Below are 26169 nucleotides of genomic sequence, written 5' to 3'. Positions count from 1 at the left end.
AGCCTTCCAAATTTGCGCGGCGGCGGCTATCCGGTCAGTCCCTGATATCGACCCTGAGGTGGCGCACGCCCGAGACCGATCGCCGAAAACCGGGAGAACCGACAACAGGGCCGCGACCGAAGTCACAGCCCTGTTGTGATGAGTGTGTGTCTAGGCGCCCAGTCGCTCACGCAGCGCGTCGAGCTCGTCACGCAACGACGACGGCAGTTTGTCACCGACGAAGTCGAACAGCTCGTCGATCAGCGGAAGCTCCTGCTGCCACTCCTCGGAGTTGACGGCCAGCGCCTCGGCCAGATCCCGCTCCTCGACGTCGAGACCGTCGAGGTTGAACTCCTCGGGCTTGGCGACGATGCCGATCGGCGTCTGCTCACCGGCGACCTCGCCCTCGATGCGGCCGATGATCCACTCCAGGACGCGGCTGTTCTCCCCGAAGCCGGGCCACAGGAAACGGCCGTCGTCACCGCGACGGAACCAGTTGACATAGAAGATCTTGGGCAGCTTGGCGGCATCGGCGTTCTTGCCGAGGTCGATCCAGTGCGACAGGTAGTCGCCGACGTGGTAGCCCATGAACGGCAGCATGGCCATCGGGTCGCGGCGGACGGTGCCCACATTGCCCTCGGCGGCGGCGGTCTGCTCGGAACCGACGGTCGCACCCATGAATACGCCGTGCTGCCAGTCGCGGGCCTCGGTGACCAGCGGAACCGTGGTCTTGCGACGGCCACCGAACAGGATCGCCGAAATCGGCACGCCCTGCGGATCGTCCCACTCCGCCGCCAGTGACGGGCACTGGGTCAGCGGTGTGCAGTACCGCGAGTTGGGGTGCGCGGCCGGCGAGTCGGACTCGGGCGTCCAGTCGTTGCCCTTCCAGTCGGTCAGATGGGCCGGCTTCTCGCCGCCGATGCCCTCCCACCACACGTCACCGTCGTCGGTCAGCGCGACATTGGTGTACAGGGTGTTGCCGTGATCGATGGTGTGCATCGCGTTCGGGTTGGAGTCGGCGCTGGTACCGGGAGCGACACCGAAGAAACCGAACTCGGGGTTGATCGCGTACAGGCGACCGTCCTCACCGAACCGCATCCAGGCGATATCGTCGCCGACCGTCTCCGCCTTCCAGCCGGGGATGGTGGGCTGGATCATCGCGAGGTTGGTCTTACCACAGGCGCTCGGGAAAGCCGCCGCCACGTAGTAGACCTTGTTCTGGGGGCTGGTGAGCTTGAGGATCAGCATGTGCTCGGCCAGCCAGCCCTCGTCGTGCGCGAGCACCGACGCGATGCGCAGCGCGTAGCACTTTTTGCCCAGCAGCGCATTGCCGCCGTAGCCCGAGCCGTACGACCAGATCTCACGGGACTCGGGGAACTGGGTGATGTACTTGTCAGGGTTGCACGGCCACGCCACATCGGCCTGCCCCGCTTCCAGCGGCGCACCCACCGAGTGCAGGCACTTGACGAAGAAGCCGTCCTCGCCGAGCAGCTCGAGAACCGGGGTGCCGACGCGGGTCATGATCCGCATCGACAGGACGACGTACTCCGAGTCGGTGATCTCAACACCGAGTTTGGGATCGTCGGAGCCGAGCGGGCCCATGCAGAACGGGATCACGAACATCGTGCGGCCGCGCATGCTGCCGCGGTAGAGGCCGGTCATGGTCTCGCGCATCTGGGCCGGATCGACCCAGTTGTTGGTGGGGCCGGCGTCCTCTTCCTTCTCGGAACAGATGTAGGTGCGCGATTCGACGCGGGCGACGTCGGCGGGATCGGAGTTGGCCAGGAACGAGTTGGGCTTGCGCTCCTCGTTCAACTTGGTCAGGGTGCCGGCCGCGACGAGTTGCCCGGTGAGCCGATTCCACTCGTCATCGCTGCCATCTGACCAGACGACGGCGTCGGGCTGGGTGAGTTCGGCGATCTCGGCTACCCACGCGAGGAGTGCGGCGTGCTTGGTGGGGGCGCTACTCGGATCCAGGCCAGGAATTGTGGCTGACGTCATGAGGTCTCCTCGTGAATGGTGCCGACCCTCGGTAAAGCCGTCACCTGCATTGCGGCGTTTGCCCAAGGGTACCGGCACCGAGCGCTCGTTAGGTAGCCGCCCCCGAGTGAGATTGTCCGCATTCGCGCCGGCGGTCGCCGCGACGTCAGGCCAGCCGTCCGGTGTCGGTGGACCGCCACGTACCGCTGCCGGTGTCCAGACGCTGCGTCGTGTAGCTGCCGTCGCGGCCGACCTCGGTGATCAGGTCCACCCGGCCGTCGGCATCGGAGTCGGTGTATACCGCCATCCCGTCCGGTCCCGGCCTGGTCAGCGAGTCGGCGATACCGTCGGCATCGGTGTCCAGGTCGGCCGGACCCAGATCCCACACGTCCGGGCCCTGCGACACCCACAGGTGACCGGCCGGGCCGGTACCGGAGGGATCCGCGAACGGACCGTCGGGGGTGGGTGAATGCCCGCCGACCGGTTGTCCGCCACCTGCCCCGTACTCGTCGGCGCCGCCGAACATGTCCTCGTCCACACCCATCACCTGCTTCCTTCCGCTTCGGTTCGCACTGACGTCCCGGGTTCCGGTGCGGGGTGCCCACCGCCCGGTTCCGGGTGATCGCGGCGCGGCGGGCCGCGATCGGGTGCCGGGGGATCCGGGTCGGTCAGCACCGCCAGCCGGTCACCGAGTTCGCGGGCGGCGGCGCGCACGGCCGCCCGCGGCCCGGAGACCCGGTCGCGGTGCCGGGCCAGATCCGCGTCGATGGCGGCCACCTGCCGGCCCGTGTCCCGGCCGAGCCGATCGTGGTACCGCCCGATCTGGCCGGTGACCTCGATCTCCGTCGATGACGACCGCGAGAGCACCAGCCGTTCGCCTGTGGTGCGCAGTTCGGCGATCGCGGCGGCGGTCGCCGCCCGCAGCCGGGCACGGGTCGCGGACGTGCGCCGCACACCGATCACCCACACCGCGATCGCGAGCCCGGTCAGCACCGTGACCGGGGTCAGCAGCCGGTCCGGTACGTGAGCGGCGTCCATCGACGACGCGGCCGCTCCGACCGCCCGGCCCACCCCGAACCCCGTCGACACCCCGAGCAGCGCGAACAGTGCGTCCTCGGCACCCCGGCGAGGACCGGCAGCCGCGGCCGGTGCGATCACGACCGGATGTGCCGCCGGTGCGGGCCCGGCACCGGCGAACCCGCCGATTCCGGCCAGACCGACCGCCGCGGCCTCGGCCAACCGGGACGCTGAGAGCTGGTCGAGGTGGCCGGCGGCCGAGGTGAGCAGGCCGTCGAACCACGTCCGGTACAGCGCCACCTCGTGTCGGCCGAGCCGGTCGCACCGGGCATCGGCCACGGCGGAGAGCGTGCGCACCACGGCATCGAGTTCGTCGACGATCTCGGCCCGTGCGGCCGCGAATTCGACGCGGACCGCGGCGTACCGTTCCGCGCGGCCACGATCGCGGCCGGCCAGGATCACCCGGCGCCGGTCGACCAGATCCCGGGACAGGCGTGCCGCGTCGTCGTCCAGCGGCACGGCACCCACCGCGTCGGCTTCGACGAGCCCGACGCCGGCCTGCCGCAGACCGTGCCGAACCTCGTCCGGAGCGGACACCACGCAGGTCAGCCAGTCGGTCAGCGCCGCGATCCCGGAGTCGCCCCGGCGCGCGGCGACCGCGAACAGCGGCAGTCGGCCCGCCGGGTCGAGTACCGCCCGGATGCGGCGCAACATGTCGGGCCACTCCCAGTAGGCGTCGATCTTGTTGCACACCAGCGCCACCACGCCTATCTCCTGGCGCAGCTCGGCCAGCAGTGCCGACTCCTCCTCGTCGACCGACGAGGACGGGTCCACCACCAGTACCGCCACCGCCGCCGCATCGGGTGCGCCGGGGTCGCGGTCCGCCCAGTCACCGACGACCAGGTCCGGGGCGACCCGGGCGCACGCACCGATGACGCTCGACACCCCGGTACCGCCGACACCGGCGAACACCACGGCCCGCCCGGGCACCGGCACCGTCGCCACATCGCGGCCGGTCACCGTCCTGATCTCACGGATCGTCGCCGTGTCGAGGACGGTGGTCACCGGCCCCGCCCAAGATCGGCGAGCAGTTGTTCGGCGGCGGCGCGTTCGGCCCCGGCCGCGGCGATGCGGTCCGCGGCCATACCGAGTTCGGCGGTGCGGGCATCGGCGACAGCCCCCGCGCACGCAGCGATGTGCGCCCGCAGGGCGCCGATCCCGCTCGCACCCCGCAGGAGTCGCGCGACCTGGGCGGCGTCGGGGCCGATCGCGCCCGCACGGAGTTCGCCCAGCACCAGCTCCACGCCCCCGCCACCCATGACGCGCAGCAGTTCCGCCCGCAACCGCCCCTCGTCGTCGCCGCCGACACCGGTGGGAGCGGCGAACCGGGCGTCGAGGTCGGGGACCGCCTCACCGGCCGCGGCGAGCGCGGCCAGCAACCCGGTCTGAGCCGATGTCGGGGCGGCCACCGCCCACAACCCCGAGACCGCGAGCACCGGGCGCCCCAGCGCGCGGGCGCACCTGGCCGCCGTCGATGCGGCCCCGGCGCCGAACGGCCAGGCCGCGTCGTCGGCACCGGCTTTGTGGGTGGCCGGGCCCGATCGGTACACGTCGGCCTTGGTCAGTACAACCACCGTGCGCTCGGCCGGCAGGTCGTCGATGATTCTCGTGTCGCCCGCGCGCGGCGGTCCCGACAGCGTATGACACCACAGGTCCGGCAGGGCGTCCGCGGGCCCGGGCGACACGCCCACCTCGATCGACAGGACCTGCCGCAGGGCGGACGCGAGCGTCGAACGCCCCGATCCGGGCCGTCCGGTCACCGCCGTCGACAGTGCCCGATGCCGGGCCCCGATCGCGTCGGCCAAGCAGGTAGGGACGGGCCGGGCGGACGCACGGGTGCGCGGCCGGCCGTCGCTGTCCGGTGCACTGGGCTCAAGCAACGAATCCCCCGATCGCCTCCCGGCGTGCCGCCCGCCACCGGATTCCGCCGCCCTGAACGTCGAATGTAACCCGCATCCGCCGACCTATGGCACCCCCTCGGGCGCATCTGTGGATAACTTGGCACGATAACCGGGTGAGCGAGCAGCACCCCGAGCAGACCGGGCAACAGCACCAGGACCCCGGCGCGGCCGGCACCGAGGCGACCGACCGGACCCCCGACGAGACGAGCACCGACGAGCCGGCCACCGACACGCCGACCACCGGCCGACCGGCGACCGACGCGGACACCGGACCGTCGGACGACACCGATCGGAGCCGGCTGTTCCCCCGGGTCACCAGCTTCCGGTTCCGGCGCGGCACCCTGACCTCCGGCCAGCAGCGCAACTGGGAAACGCTGTGGCCGAAGCTCGGCCAGGACCTGGAGATCGGACGTGACCGCATCCCGCAACCACGCCTGGATCTGCCCGCGCTGTTCGGCCGACAGGCCCCCACCGTGCTGGAGGTGGGCAGCGGCACCGGTGTCTCCACCGCCGCGATGGCCGCCGACGAACCCGACGTCAACGTGATCGCCGTCGAGGTCTACAAACCGGGGCTGGCCCAGCTGCTCGGGCTGATCGACCGGGGCGGGCTCACCAATGTGCGGCTGATCCGTGGCGACGCGATGGTGGTGCTCACCGAACTCGTCGGGCCCGGCACCCTGGACGGCGTGCGGGTGTTCTTCCCCGATCCGTGGCCGAAATCCCGGCATCACAAGCGCAGGTTCCTGCAATCGGGCACTATCGAGCTGATAGCCGATCGATTGCGGCCCGGTGGCGTCCTGCACATCGCGACCGACCACGCCGACTACGCGGTGTGGATCGCCGAGATTCTCGCCACGCAAGATCGTGACCGACCACATGTCATCCCGCTCACCACCGAGTCTCCCCTGCTCTTGACCCGGCCGACCACCAAGTTCGAGGGCCGTGCCGAACGTGAAGGGCGCAGAGTCACCGAGTTCGTCTACACCCGGCCGTCGCAGGACGGGTGAGACCGGAAGAATCAGGAACCCTCCCCCACATGGTTGATCGTGACACCCCCGCCCACGCGGAATCGGCACCCGAGGCGTCGGCATCCGCCGGTACCGCGGACGGGCCGCGACGTTTCGGTGAGACGATCTCCGGCCGACTCGCGGCGCCCCGCGTGCTGCTGGTGTGGGATGCGCCCAACATGGACATGGGGCTCGGCGCGATCATCGGCGGCCGGCCGACGGCCGCGTACCGGCCCCGGTTCGACGCCCTGGGCCGCTGGTTGCTGCGCCGCACCGACGCCCTCACCACTCCCGGAACGTCACCCGAACCCGAGGCCACGGTGTTCACCAACATCGCGCCCGGCAGCGCCGAGGTAGTCCGCCCGTGGGTCGACGCCCTGCGCAATGTGGGTTTCGCGGTCTTCGCCAAACCGAAGCTGACCGAGGACAGCGACGTCGACTCCGACATGCTCGCCCACATCGAGCTGCGGCGCGAGCACACCGGCCTGGCCGGTGTGGTCGTCGCCTCCGCCGACGGCCAGGCGTTCCGTGAGCCACTCCTGGCCCTGGCCGCCGAGGGGATCCCGGTCACCGTGATCGGATTCCGCGAACACGCGAGCTGGGCGCTGTCCTCGGACGGGCTGGAATTCACCGATCTGGAGGATATCGACGGTGTATTCAGGGAACCGTTGCCACGAATCGGCCTCGATTCACTGCCCGACGAGGGCGCCTGGCTCACCCCGTTCCGGCCGCTGCGCGCACTGTTGCGCTAGATTTCCGACCGCCACGACTCAGCGGTAACTCAGGCGGTGCTGAAACAATCGGGCCGATAGACGTACGCTCATTGTTTTCAAGGCACAATCGTCACGTGGAAGGAGCCGGCAGTGTTCGGAGCCATCGGCACCATGGTCTTCCGGCTGCGCTACGCGGTCATCGCGGTGCTCGTCCTGCTGATGAGCGGCCTGGGCCTGTTCGGTCTCGACCTGGGTAAACACCTCAGCCAAAGCGGCTGGTTCGACCCCACGTCCGAGTCGGTCAAAGGGTCCCAGATCGCCGACACCGCATTCGGCCGTGACCACAAATCCGACGTTATTCTCCTGATCACCCCACCCGAGGGCACCAAGGTCGATGACGAGGAATTCGGCCGGAAGGTCGAGAACTTCATCAACACCCTGGTCGACGAGAATCCCGATGTGGTCGGCCGCGAGGATCCGGGAATTTTCGACCCGTTCCAGCCCGCCGGCGACAATGCCGCCTCCCGGGCCGCGCTGGATATGAAACGGGAACAGTTGTTCTCCCCGGACAGGACGCAGGCGTTCGTCTCGATCGGCATCAGGGGTGACAACGACACAGTCATCCTGGAGAACTACAAGAAGATCGAGGACCAGTTCACCGGAATCGCCGAACGGTTCGATCTGCCGGGAACAACGTTCCAGACAGCCGGCCTGCAGCCCATCGCCGGCGCGATGGCCCGCGGCATGGACGAGGACATCCACCGCGCCGAGCTGATCGCGCTGCCGCTGGTCGCGCTCATGCTGTTCTTCGTGTTCGGCGGTGTGGTGGCGGCCGTGCTGCCGGTGTTCATCGGCGGCCTGACCATCGCCGGTTCACTCGGCATCATGAAGATCCTGGCGTTGACCACCGAACTGAACATCTTCGCCCAGTCGGTGGTCACCCTGATCGGTCTGGGCATCGCCATCGACTACGGCCTGTTCATAGTCAGCAGGTTCCGGGAAGAACTCGCCGAGGGCTATTCGACACAGGCGGCGGTCCGAAGAACCGTGATGACGGCGGGACAGACCGTGGTCTTCTCGGCGACGATCATCGTCGCCGCGCTGGCCTGTCTGCTGATCATGCCGCAGGGATTCCTCAAGTCGGTGGCCTACGGCGCCATCGCCTCGGTGGCCCTGGCCGCGATCCTGTCGATCACCGTGCTGCCGGCGACGCTGGCGATCCTGGGACCACGCGTCGACGCCCTCGGGCTGCCGTTCCTGCGCCGCACCAAGACCAAGGCCGAGATCGAGAACGGCTTCTGGGGGCAGCTGGCCGGCTGGGTGATGCGCCACCCCATCGCCACCGCCGTCCCGGTCATGCTCTTCCTGCTGGTGCTGATCGTGCCGTTCGCCGGCATCAAGTTCGGCGGCATCAGCGAGGCCTATCTGCCGCCGGGCAACGAGTCACGGCAGGCTCAGGAAGCCTTCGACGAGGCCTTCCCGTCGCAGCGGACCGAGGGCATCAAGCTGGTCATCGCCTACGACACCAACGACTCCGAGGTCACGGAGAAGCTGCAGTCGATCGCCGATCAGGCCAACGCGATCCCCGGATTCACCAAACAGTTCGACGCCGAGGGCGATCAGCAGGGTCAGTACGGCGAGAACGGTCCGGCGATCATCGAGATGTCGGCGGGGCTGGTGGACCGCAACACCGCCGCCGAGGCCATCAAGGATCTGCGCGCCATCGACACCAACGGCCTGCAGATGTGGGTGGCGGGCACCCCCGCGCTCACCCAGGACTCGATGGATGCGCTGATGAGCCGGCTGCCGCTGATGACGACGCTGCTGGTGCTGATCACCGGTCTGCTGATGTTCCTGGCGTTCGGGTCGCTGATCCTGCCCATCAAGGCCGCGCTGATGACGGCGCTGGGCCTGGGCGCCACACTCGGCATCCTCACCTGGATCTTCGTCGACGGTCACGGCGCGGGGATCGCCGACTTCACCCCCGGCCCGATGTTCGCGGCGGTGCTGGTGCTGATCATCGCGATCATCTTCGGCCTGTCCACGGACTACGAGATATTCCTGCTGTCCCGGATGGTCGAGGCCCGGCAGAAGGGTGCCAGCACCACCGAGGCGGTGCGGGTGGGCACCGCGCATACCGGCGGCATCATCACCGCGGCCGCCGCGATCCTGGTGGTCGTGACCGGCGCGTTCGGCCTGTCCGAGATCGTGATGATGAAGTACATCGCGTTCGGCATGATCGCCGCGCTCATCCTGGACGCGACCGTGATCCGCATGCTGCTGGTGCCCGCGACGATGAAGCTGCTCGGCGACGACTGCTGGTGGGCGCCCCGGTGGATGCAGACGATGCAGCGCAAGATCGGGCTGGGCGAGACGATCCTCGACGACGAACCCGATCAGTTGCGCGACGGCGATACCGGCGCCCGTGTGGCCCGCAGCGCGGGCAGTGTGGTGGCCGAGGCACCGACATCGGTGCTGCGGGCCGCCCGCGCCGCCGGTGTCGCGCGGCCGATGGCCTCACAGGTCCGTCGGTCCAACCATCCCCTCACCGGACCGCCGCCACCGCGCCCGGACTCCGCCGCGCCCAAACGGCCGCTGTGGGCTCCCGGCTCCCCCGCCCCGGAACCGGCGGTCGGCGGGGAAACCCCGGCGGTGACGTCGGTGCCCGACGACGCGGTTCGGCCACCGGTTCCCGCGGCCTCGAAGGCGACCGCATCCGGCGCGTCGTCGCGGTCCGCGGAGCCGGCGACGGAGTCCGCCGGACGCGACACGGCACTGCCCACGGTGCGATTCGCCCCAACCCCCCAGCCCATCGGCGGCGGCGGCTGGAAGACCTTCCGCACGCCGCGCCTGACGCGTTCGGGCCGTGACGCCCGGGCACACACCCTCGACACCGGCAGCTGGACACTCGGTTCGAGTGGTATCCGGTCGGGATCGTTCCCCGCGCAGCCGGCCACCGAAGCCGTCCGGGCGATCGGTGAACCGGCCCGGCCGAACTCGGACACCAGCCCGCCCGAGCCTCCGGGAGGTCCCGCGTCGGTTGATATTCCGCAGCGGATCACCGACACCCGGACCGCGCAACCCACCCCTGCGGAGCCCACTCCCGAGCAGTCGGGACCCGAACAATCCGGGTCCGATCGACCGTCCGGCGCACGCCGTCGCCACGACGGGCCCGACCAACGGCCTCCCGCCGCACGCCCGAACGGGCGACGTCCGTCCCGGCGACGCCCGTCCGGGCCACCGGCCGGGCCGGGCCCGATAGCGCAGGCCCCGGCACCGCTGCCCCCACGGCCCCGGCCGGTCCTCCTCCCACCCGCACACCGCCCACCACTCCTGCCCCGCCCCGGCGCGACCCGCAGGCCGATCCGTCGGTGCTGGCGCGGCGTCCCGACCTGGGTGGGCGGGGTACCGACGGACCACTGTCCGCGTCGTTGCAGCCCGAACGGGCCCGCAGGCCGCGGCTGTCCGCGTCGTCACGGCCCGACGGTGAGTCGCTGCTGGAGCGGGGTCTGTCGCCGGAGAATCGTGAGCACGACGCCTCCGATCAGCCGGCGGACAACCCTGTGGCCGGCAACCAGGAAACAGGCTCGCGCAGTGCCGACCGGCACGCCAACCGCGACGACGACAAGCAGATCCGTGTTCAGGACCTGTTGCGGCGCAGCCAGAGCGAGCAGTAGCACCGCGCCGGACGCGGTGTCTCAGTCGAGCCCGTTCTCGATCGCGTAGCGCGCCAGCTCCACCCGGTTGCCCAGTTGCAGCTTGCGCAGCGATGCCTGCACGTGGTTTTCCACCGTGCGGTGACTCACCCCGAGTCGGCCGGCGATCTGCTTGGCGCTCAGGCCTTTGGCCACATGCCGAAGCACCTCTGTCTCACGTTCGGTGAGTGTGGGTTTGGCCGGTGAGGCCGGTTCCCGCGACATCCGCCGGTACTCCCCCAGCACCAGTCCGGCCAGGCCGGGCGTGAACACCGCCTGTCCGGAGCCGGTGGCGCGCACCGCCTCCACCAGTTCGGATTTCGACGCCGACTTCACCAGATAGCCGCTGGCGCCCGCCTTCACCGCGTCGAGGACGTCGTCGCGTTCGTCGGAGGCCGACAACACCAACACCCGCGTGCCCGGCGAGGCGGCGAGGACGGCCGCCGTCGCCTGCACACCGCTGCCGTCGGGCAGCTGCATGTCCATGAGCACCACATCGGGCAGCACCGCCCTGGCCCGGCGGGCACTGCTGCCCACACCGTCGGCGGTGGCCACCACATCGAAGCCCTCGTCGGTGAGGTCCCGCGCGACACCGTCACGCCACATCGGATGGTCATCGACCACCATCACCCGCAGTCTCGGCTGTTCGTCGTTCATCGCATCCTCTCCCTGTTGCTCACGAACTCTGCTGTTGCTCACAAACTCTGCTGTTGCTCACGAACATGGCTGTTGCTCACGACATGCCACGGTCCATTCCCATTCTGTGCCCGCGCCGGGCGAGGAGACGAGCAGCACCCGTCCGCCGAGTGCTTCGATCCGGCCGACGATCGATTTGGACACCCCCATCCGGCCGTCTCGCCGAGCCTGCTCCAGGCGTCCGGGTTCGATACCCACACCGTCGTCGCGCACGCTGACCACTACCTCGTCGTCGAGGTCTTCGAGCAGCACATACGACCGGGCACCCGGTCCGGCGTGCGTCCTGGTGTTGGCGATCGCGTTCGTCAGTGCCGCCCGCAGTTCACCGGCCACCTCCCGACCCACGGGCACCGGGGTGCCCGGTGCGCTCACCGACACATCGTCGGCGGCCAGTCCGCGCAGCACGACGGTCAGATCGACGGTGTCGGTGTCTCCCGCCGCGTCGTCGGCGACAGCCACGATCTGGGTGTCGGCCTCGCCGATGTCGGCGATCATCATCCGCAGCGCCCGCTCCTGCTCACCGGCCAACTCGGCCAGCCGGGTGCTCGGACCGCCGATCTCGCGGCCGTGCTTGGCGATGTAGGCCAGCGTCTGCAACACCCCGTCGTGGACCTGGCGGGCCAGACGCTCACGTTCCTCGGCTGCCGCGGCCCGGCGTTCGGCCGCGCTGAGCGTCTCGTGCAGCCGGCGCGCGGTGGACCCGGCGATACCGACGGCCAGCCCGGCGGCGACGATGACGATGATCGTCGCGTTGCGGCCGAGGTTGGGGTCGAACGTGCCTTTCACGATGGTGCTCGACGCGCCGATCACCAGGCCGGTCTCGATTCCCGACCACGGCCCCCACAGCAGGGCGGCCGAGATCATCGCATTGGTGGCCCACAACGTGGTCGGCCATGTCTGGTTGCCCAGCGCCCAGTGGTCGTCGGCCACCAGCATCGTCGACAACATGAGGGCGACGACGACGGTGATCTCGCCGGCCACCCAGTACCTGGTGCGGGCGAAACCTCGGTAGTAGCCGACTCCGCACGCGGCGGTGACCACGGTGAGCACGCCGAACAGCGCCCAGGCGACACCCGAATGGGTCAGATCGTCGTTGACCGCGATGTGGAAGCCGAGCGCGTAGCAGTAGCTGACCGCCCGGAACAACTGCGCGCCACGCCAGAGCGGACCCACCGGATCCGCGTCGACGATCCCTGGGAAACCGGGCAGGACACGACCACCGTCGGCGCCGCCCGTCGGTCGTTCGGACGACGCTCTGAACCCCTCATTCACAATCGCATAGCAGGGGGGTCGCTAGGGTAGCCATCATGTGCTCGGACGGCGATACCCAATCCGGCCGGCCGGCGCGACAACGCTGGCGGTGGGTCAGATGGGTGCTGCTGGTACTCATCGCGGTGACTCTCATCGTCGAAGCGGTACTGATCTGGCCCAAACTCAAAGACGCGTGGGCGAGCATCGGAGAACTCAACTGGGCGTGGGTGCTCGCGTGCATCGTCGCGGCGATGCTGTCCATGGACAGTTTCGCACAGGTCCAGCGCACCCTGTTCCGGTCCGCGGGCGTACGGGTGTCGCAGTTCAAGTCGCTGTCGGTGGTGTTGGCGGCCAATTCCCTGAGCCAGACGATGCCGGGCGGGCAGGTCCTCGCGCCCGCGTTCACCTACCGGCAGACCCGCAAGTGGGGTGCCACGCCGGTGGTGGCGTCGTGGCAGGTGGTGATGTCCGGGCTGCTCGCCGGGGTGGGTCTGGCGGTGCTCGGCTTCGGTGGCGCGATGATCGCGGGCGCCAAGACCAGCCCGTTCTCGGTGATGTTCTCGGTGCTCGGCTTCATCGCAGTGGCCGCGTTGCTGCAGTATTTCTCCACGCACCCCGAGAGCCTGCAGTCCACCGGCGTCAAGATTCTGGAGTGGATCAACCAGTTCCGCAACAAGCCGCTCGATCACGGCGTCGCCAAGCTTTTCGAGACACTCGAGCAGTTGCGGGCCGTCCAGCTGAACAGACGCGACACGACGGTCGCGTTCGGGTGGAGCTTCTTCAACTGGGTCACCGACGTCGCCTGCCTGATGTTCGCCTGCTGGGCGGTCGACTCCTACCCGAGCTACTCCGGCCTGATGGTGGCGTACGCGGCGTCGAAGGCGGTCGGCACCGCGGTCCCGTTGTTGCCCGGTGGTATCGGCGTGGTGGACGCCATGCTGGTGCCGGCCCTGACCAGCGCCGGTATGCCGGTGGAGAAGGCGCTGACCGCGGTTCTGGTGTACCGGCTGATCAGCTACGTGTTGGTGGCCATCGTCGGCTGGGTGGTCATCTACTTCATGTTCCGCTCGGCGATCCGGCCCGACGGCGACATCGGCACCGAACTCGAGGCCGACGAAACGGCCGCCCGCGGTGAGGAGCCCGACGATCGCCATGCCCGCGGTTCGCCCCCCGCCCCCCCTGGCCCGGACCCGGATCACGCTCGGACCACCGAGGACGACGACCGGCCCGAGAACAACAACCGGCCCTGAGAACAACCAGCCCGGGGAACAGCAGCTGGTACGCGGAACGACAATCGGTGGCGAGGGGCGCTACCGTACAGGTCATGAGCGCTGCATCTGGGCCCGGCACCTTCTCCGGGGCGGAGCCGGACCGGCATCCGCGCGAGGGGCGGCGGTACACGGTCCCGGTGTGGGCGACCGCCCTGCTCGATCTGGTCGCGGTCGTGGTCTTCGTGATCATCGGCCGCGCTGATCACGAGCACGGCCTGTCCCCGGCCGGGATTCTCGACACGTTGTGGCCGTTCGCGGTGGGCACCGCCGTCGGCTGGACCCTGGTCTACCTGTACACCAGCGTCGAGTCGGCCGGCTCCGACGAACGCCTGTTCCACCCGGAACGACTGCCGCAGGCGATCACCATCTGGGTGTGCACCGTCGCGATCGGGATGCTGCTGCGCTGGCTGTTCCATCAGGGTGTCGCGGTCAGCTTCGTGATCGTAGCGAGCATCGCACTGGGCCTGTTCCTGCTCGGCTGGCGTGCCGTCGCAGCGCTGATCGGCCGCCGAACCGCCTGAGCGACCGGCATCCCCCGCGCCGCGAATCCCCTACACGGGCAACCCCGTGAACCTGGTCCGCCCGCCAACCGGGGCGACTATTTGATCCGGAAGTATTTCTGGGCCACCTGCAGGGCCGCCGTGCCGGATTTCTCGCCCTCGGTGTAGATCACGACGACCTTGCCGTCCTGCAACCCGAGGAACCAGCCCGGCCCCTGCGGTCCGTTGGTTCCGACCAGCGCCTTGAGTCCCGGCGCGTTGGCCAGGTCGCTGGCGTCGCCGGTGGCAACCGTCTTCGCCATCGCCTCGAGCACGGGCTCGGTGATCGTCGAACCGATCTCGCCGAGTTCTCCGCCGGTCACCTTGGTGGGCACACCCTTGATCACGTACGGGGCGACGGGCGGTGCGTTCTGGCGGCTCCGGGCCAATGCGACACCGAAGGCACCCATATTCATCATCGAGACCGCGGTGGTGTCGGACTTGTAGTCGATGGCCGTCACCGTCGGCCCGACGCCGACGAGCGCGCTGGCGCCGGGCACGGTGAACCGCACCCCGAGACCGCTGCGGTCGAGGAGTCGTCCGCGTGACTGCCCGTCCGAACCGGACGCGGCGTCGATGGACTCCCATACCGGGTCGAGGGTGGCGCCGACCGGGTAGGTGCTGTCGACGTTGATGCCGCGTTCAGCGGCGTACGAGTTCTGCGCGAAGCCGAGGACTCCGCCGGTGCTCGCATCGAGGATGAGCATCGTGGCCGGTTGCCCCACCTCGACGACCGCGTCACCGAGGGACAACTGGACGTTCTCGTCGATGGTGGTGTTGACGTCCGGCCCGGCCGGGCCCTGCTCGCCGACGAGTTTGCGCGGACTGCTGCCCGGCGCGGTCATCTGCACCTGCCAGCCAGAGGTGGCGTCGCGGATGGCCTGCCAGTAGTTGGTGAGTCCCACCTCGAGCGGGGACGACAGGCGCCGGTCGGCCATGACGAGCTTGCCGTAGTTACGGGCCGACACCCCGGCGATCGTGTCGGGGGCACCGGCGAGCAGTCCCATGTCGGTGTCGCGCAGGGTCACCGCGACGATCGGCTTTCCGGGTGCGGCGGCGAGCTTTTCGGCGATCACATCGGCGGTGATGAGGGGTGCGATGGGCTCCAGCATCGTGGCGAGCGCGTTCGTCGATGACACGACGTTGCGGGTCTTGGCCGGGTCGAGGATGAGGTCGTTGACCTGCTGCTCGTATATGAAGGTCTTGCCGCTGCTGCTGCGCACCTTCGGTGAGGGTGTGGCGTCGGTACGGATCAGGCGCAGGGCGCCGCCGTTGGGCAGGCCCGAATAGATGAGGTCGGGGTCCCAGGTGACGCGCCAGCCGCTCGACAGGTGCCGCGCGTTTCCGGACGTCACCGAGGTGAAGGTGCGCTTGTTCTGCCACTTCCAGGTGGTTTTGAGGGAGAACGAGGCCGTGCCGTCGCTGAACTGGACGGGCTTGTCGACCTCGACGTCGATGTCGTCGGCCTTCATCGCCGCCAGCGTGGCCGCGAGCGACTCGCCGGCCTGCGCGGGTGCGGTGGTGTAGGTTGCCGCCTTGGCCGGATTCTGGCGTTCCAGGGCCGACGCGTAGAGCCCGGCGACGCCCGCCGCCGTCGTGTCGAGTTCGGGGCTCGAGCATGCGACGACACCCCCGAAGGCCATGGCGATAGCCGCCACAGCCGCCGGCACGCGTTTTGCCCAGATCCTCATAGTCACAATTTTCACTCTTGTAACAAGCATACCGCAGGTGTGCCAGCTACCATTCGGGGTTCAGAACCGTCACGATCGTATCTCAGGGCTATGACCCCACCAATCGGCGTTGACATGAAGCCGTTCACACCCCCTGCAGACGTAGCCCTTCACCATCACTTTCGGGGCATCTACCTGCCACGTTACATACTTGACTTCATGCCCACCCCGTCGCCACACCTCCCCCCGGAAAGATCCACCCCGGAAAGATCCACCAACGAAAGATCCACCAAGGAAGAATCGACCCCGGACGGATCCGTTCCCGAAGCACGTGCGGTGGGAGGACCGGCAGCCGGTGGATTGAGGATCATCCGGAACAACACCCGGGACACCACCACGACCGACTGGGCCACCTCCCGGCACAGCTTCTCGTTCGGTGACCATTATGACCCGGACAACACCCATTTCGGCACTCTCCTGGTGAACAACGAGGAATTCGTGTCGCCGGGCCGGGGGTTCGACACCCACCCGCACCGCGAAACCGAGATCATCACCTGGGTCACCGAGGGATCGCTCGTGCACCAGGATTCGGAAGGACACTCGGGCATCATCCACCCGGGTCTGGCCCAGCGGATGAGTGCGGGGACCGGGATTGCGCACTCCGAGCGGAACGACTCGACCGCCGGGCTGCGCGAACCCGTCCGGTTCACCGCGATGTGGATCGCTCCCGACGAATCCGGCGCGGCCCCCTCCTACGCCCAGCAGGACGTGAGCGGCGAACTCGCCCGCGGCGGCCTGGTCGCCGTCGCCTCCGGCGACCCGGCACACGATTCGGCCATCCGGATCGCCAACCGGTCGGCGACGTTGTTCGCCGCCCGGCTGCCCGCCGGCGTGTCGGCCACCCTGCCGGCCGCCCGCCTGACCCATCTGTTCCTCACCACCGGCAGTGTCCGGCGGGCCGGCGCGGTTCTGGGCGCCGGTGACGCGGTTCGCGCGGGCGATGTCGGCGGGGAGTCGATCACGGCGATCAGCGACGCGGAGGTGTTGGTGTGGGCGATGAACCGCCGACTCGGCGAATAGTCCACAACCATGGACAAGTGACAGCACGGGGTACCGATGACAGGATGGTTTGGTGACGACTTCGCAAACCGGCCCAGACCTGCACTCCGGACTCCCGTTGCCCTCCGGCCTCGATCTGTCCTGGGTCGACGATTCGGTGAAGGTGGGCGACGACCTGTTCACCCACGTCAACGGCAAGTGGCTCGACTCGCATGTCATCCCCGAGGACCGCTCGGTCGACGGCGCCTTCCACTATCTGCGCGATGTCGCCGAGGAGAACGTCCGCGACATCATCACCGACTGCGCCCGGTCCGACCCGCCCGGCGGCAGCGACGCACAGAAGATCGGCGACCTGTACGCCTCGTTCATGGACACCGACCACATCGACGCCCTGGGCCTGGGCCCCATCGCGGGTGAGCTCGCGGCGATCGCGGCGATCGAGACCACCGGTGAGCTGACCGCCCGTCTGGGCCGGCTGCAGCGACACGGTGTGGCCGGGCTGTTCGGTTTCTACGTCGACACCGATGCCAAACAGTCCGACCGCTATCTGGTGCACGTCACCCAGTCCGGTCTCGGGTTGCCCGACGAGTCGTACTATCGCGACGACAAGCACGCCGACACCCGCACCGCCTATGTCGCGCACGTCGAGCGGGTCCTCGATCTGGCCGGTATCGACGATGCCGCCGGCCGCGCCGCAGACGTCCTGGATCTGGAGACGGCGATCGCGGCCGCCCACTGGGATGTGGTGCGCCGCCGCGACGCCGATCTCACCTACAACCTGATGACGCTGGAGGAGTTCGCGGACGCCGCGACCGGCTACGATGTGCCGTCGTGGCTCGGCGGCCTGGGCACCAGCGGTGAGGCCACCTTCGCCGAGGTGGTCGTGGGTCAGCCGTCGTTCATCTCCGGTGCCGCCGGACTGCTGGCCGCACGCCCGCTCGAGCAGTGGCGGGCGTGGCTGTCCTGGCGACTGCTGCGCGCCACGTCGCGGTTCCTGTCGACGCCGTTCGTCGACGCCCACTTCGATTTCTACGGCCGCACCCTGACCGGTGCCGAGACGATCCGTGACCGCTGGAAGCGGGGCGTCGAGTTCGTCGAGGAGTCGATGGGGTTCGCCGTCGGCCGGTTGTACGTCGACAAGCACTTCGGTCCCGAGGCCAAGGCCCGGATGGATGAGCTGATCGCCAACCTGGTGGAGGCGTACCGGCGCAACATCTCCGACCTGGAGTGGATGACCCCGGACACCCGGGAGAAGGCACTCACCAAACTGGGCAAGTTCACTCCCAAGATCGGCTATCCGGCGCGCTGGCGCGACTATTCCGCGCTGGTGGTCGACCGTGGGGATCTGGTGGGCAACTACGCGCGGGCCATGTCGTTCGAGCAGGATCGGGAGTTCGCCAAGATCGGCGCGCCGGTCGACCATGACGAATGGTTCATGACGCCGCAGACGGTCAACGCCTACTACAACCCCGGCATGAACGAGATCGTCTTCCCCGCCGCGATCCTGCAGCCGCCGTTCTTCGATCCAGCCGCCGACGACGCCGTCAACTACGGCGGGATCGGGGCGGTCATCGGTCACGAGATCGGGCACGGTTTCGACGATCAGGGCGCCAAGTACGACGGTGACGGCAACCTGGTGGACTGGTGGAGCGACGCCGACCGCGCCGAGTTCGGCAAGCGCACAAAGAAGCTCATCGATCAGTACAGCGAGTTCACCCCCACTGGGCTCGATCCGCAGTACGCGGTCAACGGCGAGTTCACCATCGGTGAGAACATCGGCGATCTGGGCGGTCTGTCGATCGCGCTGGTGGCCTACGACCTCGCACTGGACGGCGCGAGTGCGCCGGTCATCGACGGGCTGACCGGCGTGCAGCGCGTGTTCTTCAGCTGGGCACAGATCTGGCGCACCAAAACCCGTGACGCCGAAGCGATCCGGCGACTGTCCATCGACCCGCATTCGCCGCCGGAGTTCCGCTGCAACGGCGTGGTGCGCAATGTCGACGCCTTCTACGACGCGTTCGGTGTCACCGAGGACCACGAGCTGTATCTGGCCGAGGCCGAACGCGTACGAATCTGGTGACGCCCGGCCGACGGCCGGAGCTCCCCGTGACGGAAGGTGAATCGTGAGTTCAGGCGCATCCGGGCCCGAATTGTCCGAACCGGGCCTGATGAGTCCCCAGCGACTGGCGTTCATGGCCCGCTTCCGGGCGGACATCACCCGGCTCCAGATGGAGCACCAGTTCGCGGTCGACGAGATGCTCACCAAGGTCACCATCTTGCGGCAGGAATTTCAGCACCTGCACCACTACAACCCGATCGAGCATGTCGTATCCCGGGTCAAGACACCGGAAAGTATGCTGCGCAAGGCCATCCGCAAGGGAATCGATCCCGACCTGTCGGTGATCCGCGAGCAACTCACCGACATCGCCGGCATCCGCATCACCTGCAGCTTCATCGCCGACACCTACCGGATCCTCAACACCCTGATCTCCCAGGACGACGTGCGGGTGCTGGAGATCAAGGACTACATCGCACACCCGAAGCCGAACGGCTACAAGAGCCTGCACGCCATCGTCTCGATCCCGATCTTCCTGTCGACCGGCCCGGTCGATGTGACCGTCGAACTGCAGATCCGTACCGTCGCCATGGATTTCTGGGCGACCCTCGAACACAAGATCTTCTACAAGTACGACGGTGAGGTGCCGCAGCCGCTCATCGACGAGCTCACCGACGCCGCCGCCATCGCCCAGGAGCTCGATGAGCGAATGGAACAGCTGCACAGCCAGATTCACGGAGCCAACGGTGTCATCGATACCAGCGGAACGCATCTCGACGAGGACCTGCTCCGCTACTTCTGGGAACACTCCGAGTAGTATTTGTGATCAGATCGGGCGGCCAAGATTGTGGATCGCGAGATATCGGCCGCTGAGAACACCACCACCTCGAGCGAACCACCACCCCTCAACAGGCCGATGCCGGGCGACCACATGTTTGGCCACCCAGGCTGGTTGGTTTTCTTGCCCCGCCCCCGTTCTGGACGACCGACTGAACCGGGCGAGGAACGAGCCCGCGCGAAGGAGGGAGGAAGAACGGGGAACAAGGGGCAAGAAAACCAGGCCCGTCGCAACTCTTACGAATATTCGATCATGCCGCGGATGTTCTTGCCGTTGAGCATGTCGTCGTAGGCCTCGTTGATCTGCTCCAGCTTGTAGCGGGTGGTGACCAGGTCGGCGAGATTGAGTTTGCCGGCCCGGTACTCGTTGAGCAGGTTGGGAATCTGGGTGCGCGGCCCCGCTCCGCCGAAGATCGCGCCCTGGACCCGCTTCTGCAACAGGGTCAGCTCGAACAGGCTCAGTTTGACGTCGATGTCGGAGGCCGGGCCCATACCGGTGACCACGACCTGCCCGCCCTTGGCGGTGAGAGCGAGCGCCGGGGCGATCATCGCACCTTCGATGACCCCGACGGTGATGATCGTGGTATTGGCCATCCGCCCCCAGGTGATGTCGCCGACCGCGGGCAGGGCCTCCTCCATCGACGCGAATGTATGTGTGGCGCCCATTCTCTCGGCCATCTCCCGCTTGAACGGGACGGGGTCGACGGCGATGACGAAGCGCGCGCCGGAGGCGACGGCACCCTGGACCGAGTTGATACCGACACCGCCGATACCCACCACGACGACGGTGTCTCCGGCCTTGGTGCCGCCGATCTCGGAGGCCGATCCCCAGCCGGTGGCGACGCCGCAACCCAACAGGGCGGCCTCTTTGAGCGGGATGTCGTCTTCGACCTTGACCAGTGATGCCTGGTTGACGGTGATGTGTTCGGCGAATGTTCCGAGCAGGCACATCTGGGTGAGCGGCCGACCGTCGGAGGTGGTGGCGCGGTGGGTGTTGTCGGCGATGGCCAGACCGGTCATCAGCCGGGCGCCCTCGTCGCAGATGTTCTGCAGTCCGCGCGAACACGGTTCGCACACACCGCAGGCCGGAATGAAGGCGGTAACCACGTGATCGCCCTCTTTGAGCCGGGTGACGCCCGGGCCCACCTTGGTGACCACGCCCGCACCTTCGTGTCCACCGATGACGGGCAGCGGGACCGGGCTGTCACCGGTGCGCAGATGATGATCGGAGTGACACAGCCCGGAACTGACCAACTGAACCTGAACCTCGTCCTCGACCGGGTCGCCGAGTTCGAATTCCTCTATCTGCCAGGGCTTGCCGACTTCTCGCAGGACCGCACCGGTGACCTTCATAGATTCTCCATCTCTCACTACATCAGCGGACGCTTATGCGTCGTGGGTCCCATCCTGCCCTGTAGCGCTGTCCGGGTCAGCCGATTCGGCGCGTCCGCCCCAGCGTGAGCGTGTGCGCGCAGCGGGCGCGGACGAGACCGAGGTTGTGGCTGACGAGCACGATGCCGACGCCGTCGGCGGCGAGTTCGGCGAGGATGGCGACCACACCGCGGGCGGCGACCGGGTCGAGCATGGCGGTGGGTTCGTCGCACAGCAGGTAGTCGGGTTGCTGGGCGAGGGCGCGGCCCAGGCAGGCCCGCTGCAACTGGCCGTCGCTGACCTGGCCGGGCTGCCGGTCGAGGAGGTCGGGTATGAGGCCGACCCGCTCCGCCAGCGCGACGGCGTCACTGTCGCGGCCCGCGATGGCCGCGGGCTCGGTGATGATCGTGCGCAGGGTCCAGCGCGGGTTGCACACCTGCCGGGGGTGTTGGGCGAGCATCGCCAGCGCTCCGGTGCGGGCCGTCGATGAGCCGTCGTAGGTGATGCGCCCACTGTGTGCGACGAGTCCGGCGAGGGCGCGCAGCAGGGTGGTCTTGCCGGTTCCGGACTCGCCGGTGATGCCGGTGAACTGTCCGGCGGGGATGTGCAGATCGAGGTCGTCGATGATGGTCCGGCCACCGAGCCGGACGCCGACACCGACGGCCCTGATCCCGTCGCGCAGCGCGAGTCGGTCGGTGGCCGCCGTGGTGGTGGTTGTCGTCATGTGCTCTCCTGCTTGCGGTGTCACCCGGTCTCCGATTTCCGCGATCAACTGACCGCGGCGAAGAACGAGCGCACATAAGGATCGTCGGTACGTTCGATGTCGGCGGTGGCACGCTGTTCGACGATGATGCCCGAACACATCACCGCCATCGACGAGGCGACCCCGCACCGGAGCAGCGATTCCATATCGTGGGTGATGACCAGGACTGCCGCACCGGCGGCGGCGAGCTCACCGAACAGTCGCCAGATCCCTTCGGCCAGTTCGGGGTCGAGCGCGGAGGTCGGCTCGTCGGCGACGATCACCGCGGGGTCCGAGACGATGGCGGCGGCGACGGCGGCCCGCTGGGCCATCCCGCCGGAGATCTCGTGCGGGTATTTGCCCAGCGCGTCGACCGGAAGCCGGACCCTGTCACACAGTTCGCGTGCGGTGTACGCCGAGCCGAGTACGCCGATCACCTCGTCGAGTTGGTCACCGATGGTTCTGACCGGTGTGAACGAGGTTGCCGCCGACTGCGGTACGGAGCCGACGACGGAGCCTCGCAGGTCTCGCCACGCCTGCTGATCCCCGGCGTCCAGGTCGCGGCCATCGATGCCGATCCGGCCGTCGGCCCGCGCCCCGGGCGGCAGCAGCCCGCTGAGCGCACCGGCAACCATGGATTTCCCGCAGCCGGATTCACCGATGAGCGCGGTCACCGCACACGGGGCGACGGTGAGGGTCACCGCGTCGAGCACCCGCACCCCGACGCGGTGGCCACGCCGCCGCGAGTAGATGTCCACGGTCAGCGAACGCACCGCGGCGCCGGCCCCGTCGGTCTGTTCGGTGGTCATCACCACACCTCCTCCGATTCGGGTGCCGAGCGTCGTTTCAGCGCGTATCCGGCCGCGGAGAAGGACAGCGCGGCGAGGATGAGCGCAACGCCGGGCACCGCCAGCGCCCACCAGGCACCGGTCAGGACGTCTCCGCGCGCCTGGCCGAGAAGCGTCCCGAGACTCGCCTCGTCGGGCGAGAGCCCGACACCCAGGAACGACAGGGTGGTTTCGTGCCAGACGGCGTGCGGCAGCAGCATCGTCATCGCGACAAGCGCCTGACCGATGACGGCGGGCAGCAGGTGCCGGGTGCCGATGAACCAGCGCGACGCCCCCGCCAGCCGGGCCGACTCGATCCAGCCCGCGTTCTGGTTGTCGAGGAGTTCGGCACGCACCACCCGGGCGACGGCCGGCCAGTGGGTCAGCGCGATGGAGGCGATGATGGCGACGGGTTCACCGCGCCACAGGGCCGCGATGACCACGCCGATCACCAGGTGCGGCATGGCGTTGATGCCGTCGACGACCCGCATGACCAAAGCGTCGAACCAGCCGCCGACCGACACCGAGACGATGCCGACGGTCAGGCCGATGACGGTGGAGATGACGGCGCAGGCCAACGCGATGACCAGGGAGATCCGCAGGCCTTCGGCCGTCCTCACCCCGATGTCGTAACCGGAGTGATCGGTGCCGAGCAGTGTGCCGTTACCCGGTGGCAGCAGCGCGCGAGCGAAGTCGGCCGATTGCTCACCGGCGGCGATCGGCCAGATGACGGCGACGAGCGCGATGCTCGCGAGCAGGAGCCACGGCCAGTGTCCGGCGAGTTCGCGTACGCGGGACCGGTGTGCGGCGGTGGGCAGGGTGGCGGTCATGCGGTCAGTCCGATCCGGGGGTCGATCCACACCGCGGCCGCGTCCGAGAGCGCCGACCCGACCAGTACGAGCGCGGCGGATCCGACGGCGAGCGTGGCCATCAGCGGAAAGTCGAGCGCCACAGCCGAGTCGACGAGCGACTCGGCCAGTCCCGGCCAGCCGAACACGGTTTCGACGATGGCGGCACCGGCGATGAGTTCGGGGAGCCGGGTACCGAGCAGCGCCAGCGTCGGAAGTACCGAGACGGGGGCGACGTGCCCGCGCAGCAGTGCCGCGCCACCGAGTCCGCGCGAGCGTGCGGCGCGGACGGCGTCGGAGGTCACCGCCTCGACCACGGCGGCGCGCATCGACAACAGCAGCCACGGGACCATGGCCACCGTCAGGGCGATGTAGGGCAGCACCCCGTGGCTGATGATCCCGCCGAAGCTGTAGCCCTCCCCCGGGTAGCGCGCACCGGAGGTGGGGAACGCGCCCAGGCCTACCGCGAACACACTGACCAGTATCAGCGACACCACGAACGGCGGGGTCGCCGCCAGAATCGTTGCCAGGGCGGAGCATCCACGATCGAGCAGACCGCCGCGGCGCATCCCGATCACCGCGCCGAGACCGATCGCGATGACGGCGGCCGAGATCAGCGCCGACGCCGCCATGATGAGGGTGAACGGAAGCCTTTCGGCAACAACAGTTGTCACCTCCTGTGATCGTGTCGACGACCAGCCGAGATCACCGGTGAGGATGCCGCCCCACCAATGCCACCACGCGGAGAACCAGTTCTGGTCCAGTGCGTAGGCGGCGGTTACCGCATCCCGTTGGGCCTGCGTCGCGAACTCGGGACTGTTCAGGTAGGCGGCCGTGGGATCGAAGGGCGAGACGGCGGTGAGACCGAAGATCGCGAGCGAGATGAGCACCAGGCTCGGTATACCGATCAAGGTGCGGCGCAACAGCAATCGCCTCGCCGCGGCCCCGCGGCCACGGGTCTGCCGCGGCGACCGCCCCGCCTCGCCGACTGGCAGCACGTCGAGCTCACCGGCCTGTTCATCGTCAACCGATCGCGCGACCCGCTCGTTGATCGCCGTCATTCGCGCTCCCATTTCGTCAGATCCCACCACGGACCCCACGCCACACCGTGCGAATGCGGCTCCATGATCGGGCTCGCACCCTTCCATCCGGTGTCCCGGACGGCGTAGGTGTGGTGCAGGAAGGTGAGCAGCACCGCCAGTGGCTGCTGCTTGTACACGGTCTGGATCCGCTTGTAACGGGCGTCGTTCTCGGGTCCGGCCGCACTCGCCCGTGATTCGTCGAGCAGCCGGTCCAGGCCCGGGGCGGTGAAGTTCCCGGCGTTGGCGTACGGCGATGATTGCGCGGTGCGGGTGTGCAGGGTGTCGTACACCTGCGAGTCGATACTGTATGGGGTGTCACCGCCACCGAGCAGGATCGCGACGGTGTCGACCTTCGGATTGATCTCGTCCCAGGTCGCTCCGCGCGGCGTGATCGAGATTCCCAGTGGCTTCATCGCCGTCGCGAAAGCCACCGACAGGTCTCGTCGCACCGTGTCCTCGGCCTTGTACAGCAGCTCGAATGATGCCTTATTGCCGTCCTTTTCGCGCACTCCACCGGAACCGGGCCGCCACCCGGCTTCATCGAGGATGCGTTGGGCGGCGGCCATGTCGTAGGTGAACTGGGCGGCCGGATCGTAGACACCGGTGTACACCGAGGAGATCGGGTTGCTCGCCGGCGATCCCGCGCCGCCGAGGACGTCACGGATCAGTGCGTCCCGGTCGATGCCGATGTTCATCGCGAGCCGAGCCGCGGGGTCCGCGGTGAAGGCATTGCCCGCCGGCAGTGTCACGCCGCGCCAATCGGCGGATTTGGCGGTGACGACGGTGACGCCGTCGCGTTCACCGATGCTCGCGGCCAGCTTCGGCGGCAGGTTCGCACCGTCCACCTCGCCCGCCGCGACGCGTTGGGCGCGCGTGTTGTCGTCGGGCGTGTAGGTGTAGACGACCCTGGTCAGCTGAGGCTTCTCACCCCAATAGTCGTCGCGGGCCACCAGTACGGCCTGATCGGGTTCGAGCGAGTCCAACACGTACGGCCCGGTGCCGACGGGCTTGGTGTTGAGTGTCCAGTTGGCGACGGGGTCGGGTTGCACCTTCTCCGACGGCACGATGCCCAGCAACAGGTACGGCGACGGGTCGGCGTCGGTGGCCATGGTGACCTTCACCGCCGCCCCGTCGGCGGCGATCGCGACGATCGGCTCGAAGTCGGTGGCGATCTCGCTGGCCACCTTCGGGTCGCGCACGGCATCGTAGGTGGCCACGACGTCGGCGGCATCGAACGCGGTGCCGTCGGAGAAGGTCACCCCGGTGCGCAGCGGCACCCGCCAGATGCGGGGCGCCACCCGCTCGGGCGCCGAGGCGGCCAGCGCGGGCACCAGGTCGGGCACCCTGGAGTCGTCGTCGGCCGACGGCGCGAGCAGCCCCTGGTAGATGGGCGAGACGCCGAGGCTCCCATAGTAGGTCAGCGGGTTGAAGTCGCCGAGTTCCTGGCCGTCGGCCAGCACGATCTGGTTGTTCGCCCCGTCCGAACCCGACGATGAGCAGCCTGTGATCACCAGTGCCGTGGCCGCGGCCGCCACCACGCCGTGCACCAAGGTCGATGTCTTTCTCAT

The 26169-nt window shown here is 68.6% G+C and carries 21 protein-coding genes; 8 read left to right on the top strand and 13 right to left on the bottom strand.

Features of this window, described 5'->3' with window-relative positions; genetic code table 11:
- Positions 1-150: 150 nt before the first annotated feature.
- The 4 genes from GII31_RS01585 to GII31_RS01570 form a co-directional block, all read right to left on the bottom strand.
- Positions 151-1980, bottom strand: coding sequence for a phosphoenolpyruvate carboxykinase (GTP) (locus tag GII31_RS01585; protein WP_213246180.1), 1830 nt, complete (start codon positions 1978-1980; stop codon positions 151-153).
- A gap of 145 nt (positions 1981-2125) precedes the next feature.
- A complete protein-coding gene (locus GII31_RS01580) occupies positions 2126-2503 on the bottom strand; it encodes a DUF6802 family protein (protein WP_246222054.1) in 378 nt (125 codons plus the stop codon).
- The gene (locus tag GII31_RS01575) at positions 2503-4041 is read right to left on the bottom strand and encodes a hypothetical protein (protein ID WP_213246178.1); all 1539 of its coding nucleotides are present in this window, start codon (positions 4039-4041) and stop codon (positions 2503-2505) included. The genes GII31_RS01580 and GII31_RS01575 overlap by 1 nt, the downstream gene beginning before the upstream one ends.
- The gene (locus tag GII31_RS01570; protein ID WP_213246176.1) at positions 4038-4841 is read right to left on the bottom strand and encodes a hypothetical protein; all 804 of its coding nucleotides are present in this window, start codon (positions 4839-4841) and stop codon (positions 4038-4040) included. Before GII31_RS01570 ends, GII31_RS01575 begins: the two co-directional genes overlap by 4 nt.
- A gap of 395 nt (positions 4842-5236) precedes the next feature.
- Between GII31_RS01570 and trmB the strand changes: the two genes are divergently transcribed.
- From trmB to GII31_RS01555, 3 genes are all read left to right on the top strand, one after another.
- Positions 5237-5944, top strand: a complete 708-nt coding sequence (trmB, locus tag GII31_RS01565) for a tRNA (guanosine(46)-N7)-methyltransferase TrmB (protein WP_213249689.1) — start codon at positions 5237-5239, stop codon at positions 5942-5944.
- Positions 5945-5973: 29 nt separating this feature from the next.
- A complete protein-coding gene (locus tag GII31_RS01560) occupies positions 5974-6696 on the top strand; it encodes an NYN domain-containing protein (RefSeq protein ID WP_246222053.1) in 723 nt (240 codons plus the stop codon).
- Between the two features lie 111 nt (positions 6697-6807).
- Positions 6808-10383, top strand: a complete 3576-nt coding sequence (locus GII31_RS01555; RefSeq protein ID WP_260840240.1) for an MMPL family transporter — start codon at positions 6808-6810, stop codon at positions 10381-10383.
- On the opposite strand, the gene GII31_RS01550 is transcribed toward GII31_RS01555, so the two are convergent.
- Positions 10356-11009, bottom strand: a complete 654-nt coding sequence (locus tag GII31_RS01550; protein ID WP_213246172.1) for a response regulator — start codon at positions 11007-11009, stop codon at positions 10356-10358. The two genes, GII31_RS01555 and GII31_RS01550, sit on opposite strands and share 28 nt — an antisense overlap.
- Positions 11010-11066: 57 nt before the next feature.
- Positions 11067-12257, bottom strand: coding sequence for a MacS family sensor histidine kinase (gene macS, locus GII31_RS01545; protein ID WP_260840474.1), 1191 nt, complete (start codon positions 12255-12257; stop codon positions 11067-11069).
- A gap of 98 nt (positions 12258-12355) precedes the next feature.
- On the opposite strand from macS, the gene GII31_RS01540 reads away from it, so the two are divergent.
- Complete coding sequence (locus tag GII31_RS01540; protein WP_246222052.1) at positions 12356-13549, top strand: lysylphosphatidylglycerol synthase transmembrane domain-containing protein; 1194 nt, start codon at positions 12356-12358, stop codon at positions 13547-13549.
- Between the two features lie 74 nt (positions 13550-13623).
- Entirely contained in the window at positions 13624-14091 is a 468-nt protein-coding gene (locus GII31_RS01535; RefSeq protein WP_213246170.1) for a DUF3054 domain-containing protein, read from the top strand.
- 77 nt (positions 14092-14168) lie between these two features.
- On the opposite strand, the gene GII31_RS01530 is transcribed toward GII31_RS01535, so the two are convergent.
- Entirely contained in the window at positions 14169-15800 is a 1632-nt protein-coding gene (locus GII31_RS01530; protein WP_260840239.1) for an NTF2-like N-terminal transpeptidase domain-containing protein, read from the bottom strand.
- A gap of 339 nt (positions 15801-16139) precedes the next feature.
- On the opposite strand from GII31_RS01530, the gene GII31_RS01525 reads away from it, so the two are divergent.
- The 3 genes from GII31_RS01525 to GII31_RS01515 all read left to right on the top strand — a co-directional run bounded on the left by GII31_RS01525 (position 16140) and on the right by GII31_RS01515 (position 19711).
- On the top strand, positions 16140-16859 hold the full coding sequence (locus GII31_RS01525) for a pirin family protein (protein ID WP_260840238.1): 720 nt from the start codon (positions 16140-16142) through the stop codon (positions 16857-16859).
- Positions 16860-16911: 52 nt separating this feature from the next.
- Entirely contained in the window at positions 16912-18918 is a 2007-nt protein-coding gene (locus GII31_RS01520) for a M13 family metallopeptidase (protein WP_287383610.1), read from the top strand.
- Between the two features lie 88 nt (positions 18919-19006).
- On the top strand, positions 19007-19711 hold the full coding sequence (locus tag GII31_RS01515; protein WP_213249681.1) for a GTP pyrophosphokinase: 705 nt from the start codon (positions 19007-19009) through the stop codon (positions 19709-19711).
- A gap of 257 nt (positions 19712-19968) precedes the next feature.
- Here the strand turns inward: GII31_RS01515 and GII31_RS01510 are convergent, their stop codons facing one another.
- The 6 genes from GII31_RS01510 to GII31_RS01485 all read right to left on the bottom strand — a co-directional run bounded on the left by GII31_RS01510 (position 19969) and on the right by GII31_RS01485 (position 26169).
- Positions 19969-21084 carry an NDMA-dependent alcohol dehydrogenase gene (locus GII31_RS01510; RefSeq protein WP_213246163.1) on the bottom strand — a complete coding sequence of 372 codons (1116 nt, stop codon included), beginning with the start codon at positions 21082-21084 and terminating at the stop codon, positions 19969-19971.
- A 76-nt stretch (positions 21085-21160) separates the two neighbouring features.
- Entirely contained in the window at positions 21161-21826 is a 666-nt protein-coding gene (locus GII31_RS01505) for an ABC transporter ATP-binding protein (protein WP_213246161.1), read from the bottom strand.
- Positions 21827-21870: 44 nt separating this feature from the next.
- Positions 21871-22653 carry an ATP-binding cassette domain-containing protein gene (locus GII31_RS01500; RefSeq protein ID WP_213246159.1) on the bottom strand — a complete coding sequence of 261 codons (783 nt, stop codon included), beginning with the start codon at positions 22651-22653 and terminating at the stop codon, positions 21871-21873.
- The gene (locus GII31_RS01495; protein ID WP_213246157.1) at positions 22653-23501 is read right to left on the bottom strand and encodes an ABC transporter permease; all 849 of its coding nucleotides are present in this window, start codon (positions 23499-23501) and stop codon (positions 22653-22655) included. The genes GII31_RS01500 and GII31_RS01495 overlap by 1 nt, the downstream gene beginning before the upstream one ends.
- Entirely contained in the window at positions 23498-24580 is a 1083-nt protein-coding gene (locus tag GII31_RS01490; RefSeq protein WP_213246155.1) for an ABC transporter permease, read from the bottom strand. The genes GII31_RS01495 and GII31_RS01490 overlap by 4 nt, the downstream gene beginning before the upstream one ends.
- Positions 24577-26169 (bottom strand): ABC transporter substrate-binding protein, encoded by a 1593-nt coding sequence (locus GII31_RS01485; RefSeq protein ID WP_213246146.1) that lies wholly within the window; start codon positions 26167-26169, stop codon positions 24577-24579. Before GII31_RS01485 ends, GII31_RS01490 begins: the two co-directional genes overlap by 4 nt.

The sequence above is a fragment of the Gordonia pseudamarae genome (assembly GCF_025273675.1).
GTDB lineage: Bacteria > Actinomycetota > Actinomycetes > Mycobacteriales > Mycobacteriaceae > Gordonia > Gordonia pseudamarae.
This window is presented reverse-complemented; position numbering and strand designations above follow the sequence as displayed.